The sequence below is a fragment of the Streptomyces sp. NPDC030820 genome (assembly GCF_055572075.1).
On sequence record NZ_JBVIEB010000002.1, the window covers coordinates 204,556 to 216,600 of the forward strand.

8 protein-coding genes are annotated in these 12,045 nt (G+C 70.5%); 5 read left to right on the plus strand and 3 right to left on the minus strand.

Annotated elements, in window-relative coordinates; all coding sequences use genetic code 11:
- The first annotated feature begins 677 nt into the window (after positions 1-677).
- The 3 genes from ACZ418_RS05575 (at position 678) to ACZ418_RS05585 (ending at position 4,223) form a co-directional block, all read left to right on the plus strand.
- A complete protein-coding gene (locus tag ACZ418_RS05575) occupies positions 678-1,265 on the plus strand; it encodes a sigma-70 family RNA polymerase sigma factor (protein WP_030641278.1) in 588 nt (195 codons plus the stop codon).
- 164 nt (positions 1,266-1,429) lie between these two features.
- On the plus strand, positions 1,430-2,938 hold the full coding sequence (gene guaB, locus ACZ418_RS05580) for an IMP dehydrogenase (protein ID WP_468357339.1): 1,509 nt from the start codon (positions 1,430-1,432) through the stop codon (positions 2,936-2,938).
- 160 nt (positions 2,939-3,098) lie between these two features.
- A complete protein-coding gene (locus ACZ418_RS05585) occupies positions 3,099-4,223 on the plus strand; it encodes a GuaB3 family IMP dehydrogenase-related protein (RefSeq protein WP_468357342.1) in 1,125 nt (374 codons plus the stop codon).
- A 78-nt stretch (positions 4,224-4,301) separates the two neighbouring features.
- On the opposite strand, the gene ACZ418_RS05590 is transcribed toward ACZ418_RS05585, so the two are convergent.
- Both ACZ418_RS05590 and ACZ418_RS05595 read right to left on the minus strand, forming a co-directional pair.
- On the minus strand, positions 4,302-4,865 hold the full coding sequence (locus tag ACZ418_RS05590) for a hypothetical protein (protein WP_468357345.1): 564 nt from the start codon (positions 4,863-4,865) through the stop codon (positions 4,302-4,304).
- Between the two features lie 138 nt (positions 4,866-5,003).
- Positions 5,004-6,212, minus strand: coding sequence for a nucleotide sugar dehydrogenase (locus ACZ418_RS05595; RefSeq protein WP_468357348.1), 1,209 nt, complete (start codon positions 6,210-6,212; stop codon positions 5,004-5,006).
- Positions 6,213-6,493: 281 nt separating this feature from the next.
- Between ACZ418_RS05595 and ACZ418_RS05600 the strand changes: the two genes are divergently transcribed.
- Positions 6,494-8,203 carry a glycerol-3-phosphate dehydrogenase/oxidase gene (locus ACZ418_RS05600; RefSeq protein WP_468357351.1) on the plus strand — a complete coding sequence of 570 codons (1,710 nt, stop codon included), beginning with the start codon at positions 6,494-6,496 and terminating at the stop codon, positions 8,201-8,203.
- 197 nt (positions 8,204-8,400) lie between these two features.
- Positions 8,401-10,524 (plus strand): serine/threonine-protein kinase, encoded by a 2,124-nt coding sequence (locus tag ACZ418_RS05605; protein ID WP_468357354.1) that lies wholly within the window; start codon positions 8,401-8,403, stop codon positions 10,522-10,524.
- Between the two features lie 65 nt (positions 10,525-10,589).
- Here ACZ418_RS05605 and ACZ418_RS05610 read toward each other — a convergent pair whose 3' ends face one another.
- Entirely contained in the window at positions 10,590-11,897 is a 1,308-nt protein-coding gene (locus ACZ418_RS05610) for a VanZ family protein (RefSeq protein ID WP_468357357.1), read from the minus strand.
- Positions 11,898-12,045 lie beyond the last annotated feature (148 nt).

A 12,045-nucleotide genomic window follows, 5' to 3' on the forward strand; every position in this document is an offset into this window, starting at 1 on the left:
GTTCCGTTGCCGCGGGGCGCGGCGGCCATGCGCTGTGCGGACGACCACCTGCGGGCGGGGCGCCCTGCTCCTGTGTGGACGATCGCCCGCGCACGGCGTGTGGCGTGCACGCGCTGCCCGGACCACGGACCGTCCCTCGACCCGTCCCTCGACGCGGCGCCCACGCGCAGCCTGGGCGATCGCACCCCTCGGCCCTGCCGTCGTGCCCACGCGTCCGGGTTCCGGTCCGCTCACGGAGGTGGGTGCCGGTGAAATGCCGTGACGGGTGTTCCGGTTGCCCGTGGGCGCGGCCGTGAGGGGCGCTCGCGGGGTGGACCCGGTCACATCCGAGCAGTCGCGCGGCAGGCGGCCGGCCGGATGGTCGGCCACGCGCGCGTACGGAGATCCACTCCGTCAACAGCCGTGGTCCGCGCCGCCCGGTGAGGCGCCCGGCGCCCCCGGCTTACGACCCCGCAGGCCGCCTCGGCGGAGCTTGCGCAAGTCGGCCTGCCGGACGCGCGCTGCTCGTTTCGGCGCGGATGCCGCATCCTTGAGATGTGGAGTCTCTCGGGGACGAGTCGGTCGAGCGGAAGGGGAGGGCGCAGGAGATGAGTGCCGGCGCACCTGCTCATAACGCTTCGGTGCACAACCACGAGCACAATGCGACGGACCGGACGGCCACAAGGCACCATGGACCGATGCGCGACGACGAGGCGGGCACGGCCCATGGGGCGATCGGTGCGCTCGTCCATCGGGCCGTCGACGGGGACGAGCAGGCCACGCACGATCTGCTCGCCCATGTCCACCCGCTGGCGCTGCGCTACTGCCGTACCCGGCTGTCGCGGCTGCCCGGCGATGCGCGTCACTTCGTCGAGGACCTCGCCCAGGAGGTCTGCGTCGCCGTCCTGCTCGCGCTGCCCCGCTATCGCGACACCGGCCGCCCCTTCGAGGCGTTCGTCTTCGCCATCGCCTCCCACAAGGTCGCCGACCTGCAGCGCGCCGCGATGCGCCACCCGGGGTCGACCGCGGTGCCGTCCGATGAGATGCCCGAGCGGCCGGACGACTCCCTCGGCCCCGAGGAGCGCGCCCTGCTCAGCAGCGACGCCGAGTGGGCCAAGAAGCTGCTGGCCAACCTGCCGGAGAACCAGCGCGAACTGCTCCTGCTGCGCATCGCCGTGGGCTTGACCGCGGAGGAGACCGGGCAGATGTTGGGAATGTCACCCGGCGCGGTCCGGGTCGCCCAGCACCGGGCGCTGAGCCGTCTGCGCGCGCTCGCCGAGCAGTAACACCCCTGTACGGAGCGCCTGCAGCTCCCTTTGTTGAACAGGCATGCTTCTGCTTCCGTACGAACATACGAAGCCTGAAGTCACCCCGTACCGTGGAATTTGCTAGCGGTGCTTCCCGTTAGCATGGACATCCGCACCGATCAAGGCCATTTGGGGAAGGTGTCATGACTGCCAACGTCGACGGAGTGCCCGGGAAATTCGCGACACTCGGGCTGACCTACGACGACGTGCTGCTGCTGCCGGGCCCGTCGGACATGGCACCCGACGAGATCGACACCGCCTCGTACGTCTCCAAGAACGTGCGGGTGAACATCCCGCTGCTGTCCGCCGCCATGGACAAGGTGACCGAGTCCCGCATGGCGATCGCGATGGCCCGCCAGGGCGGCGTCGGCGTGCTGCACCGCAACCTCTCCATCGAGGACCAGGCCAACCAGGTCGACCTGGTGAAGCGCTCCGAGTCCGGCATGGTCACCGACCCCATCACCATCCACCCTGAGGCCACGCTCGCCGAGGCCGACGCGCTGTGCGCCCGGTTCCGCATCAGCGGCGTCCCGGTGACCGACGGCGACAAGCGGCTCCTCGGCATCGTCACCAACCGTGACATGGCCTTCGAGAGCGACCGCGGCCGCCGGGTGCACGAGGTCATGACCCCGATGCCGCTGGTCACCGGCAAGGTCGGCATCTCCGGCCCGGAGGCCATGGAGCTGCTGCGCAAGCACAAGATCGAAAAGCTGCCGCTGGTCGACGACGAGGGGGTCCTCAAGGGCCTGATCACCGTCAAGGACTTCGTCAAGGCCGAGCAGTACCCGAACGCCGCCAAGGACGCCGAGGGCCGCCTGCTGGTCGGTGCCGCGGTCGGTGTCGCCGGTGACGCCTTCGAGCGCGCCCAGGCCCTGATCGAGGCCGGTGTCGACTTCATCGTCGTGGACACCGCCCATGGCCACTCCAGGCTGGTCGGCGACATGATCGCCAAGATCAAGTCGAACTCCTCCGGCGTCGACGTCATCGGCGGCAACGTGGCCACGCGCGACGGCGCCCAGGCCCTGGTCGACGCGGGCGCCGACGGCATCAAGGTGGGCGTGGGCCCCGGCTCGATCTGCACCACGCGCGTGGTCGCCGGCGTCGGTGTCCCGCAGGTCACCGCGATCTACGAGGCCGCGCTCGCCGCCAAGGAGGCCGGGGTCCCGGTCATCGGCGACGGCGGTCTGCAGTACTCCGGCGACATCGCCAAGGCCCTGGTCGCGGGTGCCGACACCGTGATGCTGGGCTCGCTGCTCGCGGGCTGCGAGGAGTCCCCGGGCGAGCTGCTGTTCATCAACGGCAAGCAGTTCAAGTCGTACCGCGGCATGGGCTCGCTGGGCGCGATGCAGTCCCGCGGCGACCGCAGGTCGTTCTCCAAGGACCGTTACTTCCAGGAGGGCGTCGCCTCCGACGAGCAGCTGATCCCCGAGGGCATCGAGGGCCAGGTGCCCTACCGCGGCCCGCTGTCCTCCGTCGTGCACCAGCTGGTCGGCGGTCTGCGCCAGTCGATGTTCTACGTCGGCGGCAGGACCGTGCCCGAGCTGCAGGCGAACGGCCGGTTCGTGCGGATCACCTCCGCGGGCCTGAAGGAGAGCCACCCGCACGACATCCAGATGACGGTCGAGGCGCCGAACTACAGCAGCAAGAGGTAGCTCCCAGGCGGCACGACCGCGCCTCCACGCGCGCGTGAAGCACATCCAGCGGCGGTCCCGGAGCATCCGGGGCCGCCGTTGTCGTCCCCGCGGAGGGCTTCTGCCGTACCCGTCGGCGATACTGGAAGGCGCTGCAACGCATAGGGAAAGGCCTAGAGACGTGACTGAGATCGAGATCGGGCGCGGCAAGCGCGGCCGCCGGGCGTACGCCTTCGACGACATCGCCGTCGTCCCCAGCCGCCGTACGCGGGACCCGAAGGAGGTCTCGATCGCCTGGCAGATCGACGCCTACCGCTTCGAGCTGCCGTTCCTGGCCGCCCCCATGGACTCCGTGGTCTCCCCGGCCACCGCGATCCGCATCGGCGAGCTGGGCGGCCTCGGCGTGCTCAACCTCGAAGGCCTGTGGACGCGGTACGAGGACCCGCAGCCGCTGCTGGACGAGATCGCCGAGCTGCCCGCCGAGCAGGCGACCCGCCGCCTCCAGGAGATCTACGCCGCGCCCATCAAGGAGGAGCTGATCGGCGCGCGCATCAAGGAGGTGCGGGACTCCGGCGTGGTCACGGCCGCCGCGCTGTCCCCGCAGCGCACCGCCCAGTTCTCCAAGGCGGTCGTGGACGCGGGTGTGGACATCTTCGTCATCCGCGGTACGACGGTCTCCGCGGAGCATGTCTCCCACTCGAGTGAGCCGCTGAACCTGAAGCAGTTCATCTACGAGCTGGACGTCCCGGTGATCGTCGGAGGCTGCGCCACCTACACCGCGGCCCTGCACCTGATGCGCACCGGCGCGGCCGGCGTGCTGGTCGGCTTCGGCGGCGGCGCCGCCCACACCACGCGCAACGTGCTGGGCATCCAGGTCCCGATGGCCACGGCCGTCGCCGACGTGGCCGCGGCCCGCCGTGACTACATGGACGAGTCCGGCGGCCGGTACGTGCACGTGATCGCGGACGGCGGCGTCGGCTGGTCCGGCGACCTGCCCAAGGCGATCGCGTGCGGCGCCGACGCGGTGATGATGGGCTCCCCGCTGGCCCGCGCCACGGACGCGCCCGGCAAGGGCCACCACTGGGGCATGGAGGCGGTCAACGAGGAGCTGCCCCGCGGCAAGAAGGTGGGCCTCGGCACGGTCGGCACCATCGAGGAGATCCTCACCGGCCCGTCCCACACCCCCGACGGCTCGATGAACTTCTTCGGCGCCCTGCGCCGCGCGATGGCCACGACCGGCTACAGCGAGCTGAAGGAGTTCCAGCGGGTCGAGGTGACGGTCGCGGACAGCCAGCACCGCCGCTGACGCGCCCACCGCAGCAGTACGACGCACAGGGCCCGGCCACCGACGAGGTGGCCGGGCCCTGCCGCTTGCGGGAAGGCGTTACGCGGCGGCCTTCTTGGCGCCGGAGAACGCGGCGAACGCGGCGATGGCGAAGAAGAGGAAGGTCAGCGGGTCGGCGTCGTCCTTCCAGACCTTCTGGACCACGTCGAAGTGCTGGAAGAACAGCTGGTTGAAGCCGACGTGCAGCTGGTCGGCGCCGATCATGGCCTCGCCCACCAGCTGGCCGATGTACACCGAGCCGAGCGCGAGGATCGCGCTCACCACGGGGAGCGCCGGGTTACGGCCGCCCACCTTGCCGGCCGCGACACCGACGACGAAGCCGACGCCGACGGCCGCGTAGCCGATCTCGTGCTTGGTGGCGCCGATGACGAGGCCGTAGAGCGCGGCGGCGACCGCGGCGGCGACGACCGCGGCGACCATGCCGAGGAGGACGTTGTTCCGGGCCGGAGCGGTCGGCGACGGCGGGGCGAAAGCGCCCGCCGGGCCGACCGGGGCGCCCGGCTGCGGCGGGTAGGGCGTGCCGGCCGGGGCCTGCTGCGCGTACGGGTTGCCGTCGACAGGACCGGGCTGCGGCGACTGCGGCGGTGGAGCTGACTGGCTCATGACAGAAATCCCCCGATATGGAGCACAACTGAAGGACGGAAACGGAAAACCCCCGGCACACGCGTGTGCGGCGAGTCCGGGGGAGATTAACAGCCGGGGACGACAACGCCCCCGGCTGTTTTCCGTTCGTGACCGGGCTCAGAGCCGGTGCGCCGCCCCCGTGGGCGTGGCCCCGCGCGTGTCCAGCAGCAACTGCGCCTTCACCGACAGCCCCTGCAGGTCGTAGGTGCGGTGCTGCTGGAGCAGGATCGTCAGGTCGGCGTCGGCGGCGGTCTCGTACAGCGAGTCCGCGCGCGGGACCGGGCGGTCCAGCACGCTCCAGGAGGCCACCAGGGGGTCGTGGAAGCTCACCGAGGCGCCCAGCTCCATCAGCCGGATCGCGATCTCCTGGGCCGGTGTGCCCTGCAGGTCGGCGAGATCGGGCTTGTAGGTGACGCCGAGCAGCAGCACCCGTGCGCCACGGGCGGACTTGCCGTGCTCGTTGAGGAGGGTGGCGGCGCGCTGGACGACGTACCGGGGCATCCGGCTGTTGACCTGCTGGGCCAGCTCCACCATCCGCAGGGTGCGGGTGGCGTGCCCGGTCAGGTCCTGCGCGACCCCGTGCCCGCCGACGCCCGGGCCCGGCCGGAACGCCTGGAAGCCGAAGGGCTTGGTCTCCGCGCACCGGATGACGTCCCAGAGATCGACCCCCAGCTCATGGCACAGCACGGCCATCTCGTTGACGAGGGCGATGTTGACGTGCCGGAAGTTGGTCTCCAGCAGCTGCACGGTCTCCGCCTCGCGCAGCCCACGCGCGCGTACCACCTTGTCGGTGAGCCGCCCGTAGAAGGCGGCGGCCGACTCGGTGCAGGCGGGGGTGAGGCCACCGATGACCTTGGGGGTGTTGGCGGGGACGTGGTCGCGGTTGCCGGGGTCGACCCGGCTCGGCGAGTAGGCGAGGTGGAAGTCGCGGCCGGCGCGCAGTCCCGAGCCCTCCTCCAGCAGGGGGCGCAGGAACTCGTCGGTCGTGCCCGGGAGCACCGGCGACTCCAGGATGACGGTGGTGTGCGGGCGCAGCCGCTCGGCGAGGGTGCGGGCGGCCGCCTCCACCTGGCCGAGGTCGAGTCCGCCGTCGGCGCCGCGCGGGGTCGGCGCGCAGATCACCGCGGTGCGCACCCGGCCGAGCTGGGCCGGGTCGGTGCCGGGCCGGAAGCCCGCGGCGTGCATCCGGCGCAGTTCGGCGGGGCTGAGGGAGCCGGCCTCGGGGCCGGTGGCGTAACCGACGGTGGAGATGCCTGCGGCGACGGCGGCCTGAGCGAGCGGCAAGCCGTAGGGGCCGAGTCCGATGACGGCGAGGTCTGCGGGCATGGCGTGGGGCGGTCCTTCCCATAGCCGAAGCGGGACAGGCGCGCAACCGCTGTGGACAGGATGAGCGCGTGCAATGTCAGACTAGGTACACATATGACTGTTATGTGTGATTCTGTTCGTGTGTCTTCCGAGGGTTGTGCGCGAGTTGTCCACAGGTTGGGAACGCGTGGTGGCTGAAGTCGGGCAAGCCGGTCAGAATTTGGGCATGAGGAGGGGATGAACCGGGCTTCGCCCACCGGGGTGCGGCCGACGCGAGCGAGTCTGCGACAGCGGGAGGCAGCGTGAGGACAGCGACTCTGGGGCCGACGCAGCGCGCCGAGGCACTGGCGGCGATGGCGGAGCGGGAGCTGGACGTGCTGGTGATCGGCGGCGGGGTCGTCGGCGCGGGCACCGCGCTGGACGCCGTCACGCGTGGCCTGTCCACCGGTCTGGTCGAGGCCCGCGACTGGGCGTCCGGCACCTCCAGCCGGTCCAGCAAGCTGATCCACGGCGGTCTGCGCTATCTGGAGATGCTCGACTTCGCACTCGTCCGCGAGGCCCTCAAGGAGCGCGGCCTGCTCCTGGAGCGGCTCGCCCCGCACCTGGTCAAGCCGGTGCCGTTCCTCTACCCGCTGCAGCACAAGGGCTGGGAGCGGCTCTACGCCGGCTCGGGCGTCGCGCTCTACGACGCGATGTCCATGGCCCGCGGCCACGGCCGGGGCCTGCCCCTGCACCGTCATCTGAGTCACCGTCAGGCCCTGCGCGTCGCCCCCTGCCTGAAGAAGGACGCCCTGGTCGGCGCCCTGCAGTACTACGACGCCCGGATGGACGACGCCCGCTTCGTGGCCACGCTGGTGCGCACGGCGGCGTCCTACGGCACGAAGGTGGCCAACCGCGCGCGTGTGACCGGGTTCCTGCGCGAGGGCGAGCGCGTGGTCGGTGCCCGGGTGCAGGACGTGGAGGGCGGCGGGGAGTACGAGATCCGCGCCAAACAGATCGTCAACGCCACCGGGGTGTGGACCGACGACACGCAGGCCATGGTGGGGGAGCGGGGCCAGTTCCACGTCCGCGCCTCCAAGGGCATCCACCTGGTCGTGCCCAAGGACCGCATCCACTCCACCACCGGCCTGATCCTGCGCACCGAGAAGTCCGTCCTCTTCGTCATCCCCTGGGGCCGACATTGGATCGTCGGCACCACCGACACCGACTGGAACCTCGACAAGGCCCATCCGGCCGCGTCCAGCGCCGATATCGACTACCTGCTGGAGCACGTCAACTCGGTGCTCGCGGTCCCGCTCGGCCGCGACGACGTGCAGGGGGTGTACGCCGGCCTGCGCCCGCTGCTCGCCGGCGAGTCCGACGCCACCAGCAAGCTGTCCCGCGAGCACACGGTCGCCCATCCGGTGCCGGGGCTCGTGGTCGTGGCGGGCGGCAAGTACACCACCTACCGCGTGATGGCGAAGGACGCGGTCGACGAGGCGGTGCACGGCCTGGACACGCGGGTCGCCGACAGCGTGACGGAGGAGATCCCGCTGCTGGGCGCGGAGGGCTACCAGGCGCTGTGGAACGCGCGCGCCCGGACGGCCGCCCGTACCGGGCTCCACGTGGCCCGCGTGGAACACCTGCTGAACCGGTACGGCTCCCTGGCCGAGGAAGTCCTGGACCTCATCGCCGCCGACCCCGCCCTCGGCGCGCCCCTGCAGGCGGCCGACGACTATCTGCGCGCCGAGGTGGTGTACGCCGCCTCGCACGAGGGCGCCCGGCACCTGGACGACGTCCTCACCCGGCGCACCCGTATCTCCATCGAGACCTTCGACCGGGGCACCCGCAGCGCCCGGGAGGCGGCCGAGCTGATGGCACCGGTCCTCGGCTGGGACAAGGACCAGATCGAGCGCGAGGTCGAGCACTACGAGAAGCGGGTGGAGGCCGAGCGCGAGTCCCAGCGCCAGCCCGACGACCTGACGGCGGACGCGGCGAGGCTGGGCGCGCCGGACATAGTGCCGTTCACCTGAGCGAGCGCGGCCGGAGCCGCCCCATGAGCCGGGCGCCGGGGACAGCCGAACGCCCGTCACCCCCGCCGAAACCAGGCGCATTTCCCCGAAACCGGTGCACCGGATCCGGCCTGAGACGAAGGGCCCCCTGGGCGTTGGGCACTTGTCGGGTGAGAGACAATGGAGCCTCGGTCAGGGCGGGTTGTATGAGGGGACGCATGTCGGAGGCGGAGCGGGCGGGTACATCTCGTCAGGGGACTCGTCAGGACAAGAGCGAGCGTCGTCTCCTCGCCGGGCGGTACCGGCTGGGAGACGTGCTGGGCCGGGGCGGCATGGGCACGGTCTGGCGCGCCGAGGACGAGACCCTGGGCCGGACGGTCGCCGTCAAGGAGCTGCGGTTCCCGTCGAACATCGACGAGGAGGAGAAGCGGCGCCTGATCACGCGCACTTTGCGCGAGGCCAAGGCGATCGCCCGGATCCGCAACAACAGCGCGGTGACGGTCTTCGACGTGGTCGACGAGGACGACCGGCCGTGGATCGTCATGGAGTTGGTGGAGGGCAAGTCCCTCGCCGAGGTCATCCGCGAGGACGGCCTGCTGGAGCCCAAGCGGGCCGCCGAGGTGGGGCTCGCCGTCCTCGACGTGCTGCGCTCCGCGCACCGCGAGGGCATCCTGCACCGGGACGTGAAGCCGTCGAACGTGCTCATCGCCGAGGACGGCCGGGTCGTGCTCACCGACTTCGGTATCGCGCAGGTCGAGGGCGACCCGTCCATCACCTCCACCGGCATGCTCGTCGGCGCCCCCTCCTACATCTCCCCCGAGCGCGCCCGCGGCCACAAGCCGGGGCCCGCGGCCGACCTGTGGTCGCTCGGCGGCCTGCTGTACGCGGCGGTCGAGGGCGTGCCCCCGTACGACAAGGGATCGGCCATCGCCACGCTCACCGCGGTGATGACCGAGCCCGTGGAGGAGCCCAAGAACGCGGGCCCGCTCAAGGACGTCATCTACGGCCTGCTCACCAAGGACCCGGCCGAGCGGCTCGACGACGCGGGCGCCCGGGCCATGCTCAACGCCGTGATCCACGCACCCGAGCCGGAGCCGATGGACGCCACGCGCGTGGTGCCGCTGCCGCCGCAGCCGGGTTCGTCCGAGGGCAGGCGGGGCGAGGAGGCCGGGGAGAAGCTGCGCGGCGCGCTGCGTTCGGTCCGCAAGGCGGCCGGGGCGGCCACGTCGGCCGCGTCCGCCCGGACGAAGAACGGCGGCGACTCGGCCGCGCCGGGTGCCGGTGCGGCCACGGGCGCGGGCGGTGCCACCGCGGGCGGGGCACGTCCTGCCGGCCAGGGCGGGACGCGGCCGGCCTCCCCCGGCGGAGCGCGGCCCACGTCCTCCTCGGGCGGAGCGCGGCCCACGGTCTCCGGCGGGGGCGGCGCCGGATCCGCCGGGAGACAGGCGGGTCCGGCCACCCATGCCGTCGGTGGCGCCGGTGGACCGAACTCCAGCGCGAACAAGCCGAGTTCCGGCTGGCCCGTGATGCCGCCGCCGGACCTGGACCTGCCGCCGCGGCCGGTGCCGAGGGCGCCGCTGACCGACGTGGTGCCCAAGCGCACGCTGGTGATCACCGCCGTGGTGGTCGTCCTCGCGGTGCTCGGCATCATCCTGGCCTTCGCCCTGAGCGGCGACGGCAAGGACGACAAGAGCAGCGGGGCCAGGACGGCGGCGAGCGCGAGCGCGTCCACCAAGCGGGACAAGGGCGCCAAGGGCACGGGCAGCGGGACGCGGACGGGCGCGGCGAGCCCGTCGACCGGCGGTACCGGTGCCACGTCGGGCGCCGGCGTCGACGCGAGCGCGTCCACCGACGACTCCGGCTCGGCCGGCTCCTCCGGCGCGTCCGGTGCCAAGGGCGGCGGGAGCGCGCCGGTGGCGTCGACCCGCAAGGGCGGTCAGGGGTACTCGATCGGGCTGCCGAAGGGGTGGTCGTACCAGTCCACCGGCCGCGCGGGAGACCACTACGCCGGTCCGGACGGGCAGACGTTGCTCATCGGATGGACGAGTGCTCCCAAGTCCGACCCGGTGGCGGACTGGGAGAACCAGGAACACGCGATGATCCGGTCCCAGTACCAGCGCATCCGCATCGAGAAGGTGGACTACCGCGGTTGGAACACGGCCGACTGGGAGTTCACCTACGTCGACGGCGGCACCAAATACCGTGCCATCGACCGCGGCTTCGTGGTCAACGGCCGTCTCGGGTACGGGATGATGTACACCGCGAAGGCCGCGAACTGGGACAGCGAGCTGCGCAAGGACACGTGGAAGACGCTCACGGCCTCCTTCGAGCCCAAGTCGTAGGTGTGTGGCGCCGGTTCGAGAGGTGTGAGAAACCGTCACGCATCCCGCGCTGGGCAAGAAGACTGTCAATCGATCCCGGAGCCGTCCCGAGGAAGCCACTTTCCGGAGGTGGCGTTCACCAGCACGGAGAGCGGACTGTAGGAATTACTGGCGTCCTTCGACCGGACATACGTGAAATCCCATGCGGTGACCCAATCCGTGCCTTCTTTGACAAGCCTGAGCTCTGCGGCTGACTGAAGCCAGTGTGCAGGCGCATGCAATGCAGCTGTACGAGAGGCCGTCTTCAGGGGCACCTTGGCCGGTGGGACACGGTTCGGTACCGGACTGTCTTCCGCCGTGAGCTCCATAAGACGGCCGTCTTTGGAGAACGTCACATCGAACAGAAGCGGCATGGTGATGTCATTCTGCTTCTGCTGATAGGCAACGCGCCAGGCCTGCGAGAACTGCGGATCCGGCGCAGCGGAAATCTTGGTGGCTGCGGCGGCCCACGGAAAACTCCTGGCGACGAGCCAGGAGGCCAGGGACTTCGCCGCGGACCCACTGGAGATGTTCGAGCCCTGTCTGGGCCCGCGGAGGGCTATTCCTTCGCTGGTCCATATCTTATGGATCTTGGCGCTCGGCCAGGAAAACTCTGCGTTTCCGCTCTGCCATGAGGCGATAAGTGTTTGCTGTCCCGGCTCGTAACTATTCGGCAGGTTCGAGACCTGAGTCCTTGTGAGCCTGGGGCTGGAGCCGAAAAGTGCCGCAAGTGTGCGCGAAACTTTTCGCTCCTGACTCGAACTCGCTTCCTTGATGGGGGTGTCCGAGTCCACGTAATTCATGGTCAACGTGGAGAATCCCGTGACGGCCACCAGTGCGATGGCGGCGCCGTGGACCACGAATGCTCGACGATGCCGTCCGGCTTTGGGCCGGCTCGCATGAAAGCCGCCCCTCAAAGATGACGAAGCGGTGATCACTACTGCGACGATCGCTGCGCCGAGAGTGTTCGCGACGAAATCGTCACTGTCACATGCGCGCCCGATCCCCGGCAGCGTGGCTTGCGTGAACTCTATGGCCATCGACATGGTCGCCACGGTTGCCACGGAGCTCATGCGTGAGGCGCCTGCCAGGATCAGGAAGAGAGCAGCCGGGGCGAACAGCAGCAGGTTGAAGAGCCACTGCTCGGTGTCCATGGACTGGAGGAGGTCCTTGTTGATCGTGCATGTGCCCGAATAGCCCGATGACTCCTTGGCCGGTGTGAGCGTTGCCGAGATCGCGATGCCCAGTCCGGCTCCCGCCAGTGCCCAAAAGAAGCGTTTTGGGTGATTGAACCTGCGGCCAAGAAAAAGGCCTGTCGTGGCCAGTACCGCAGAAATCGTCACCAGCAGCGCCATGAGGAGAGGCTGAGCGGAAAACACTGCTTCGATCATAGAACCATTCCCGAACCGCGTCGGGGGGGGGGGGGGGGGGGGGGGCTCCCCCCCCCCCCCCACCCCCAAAAAAGACAAACAAGAAGAGAGACGCACGGGGCGAAAAAAAGGG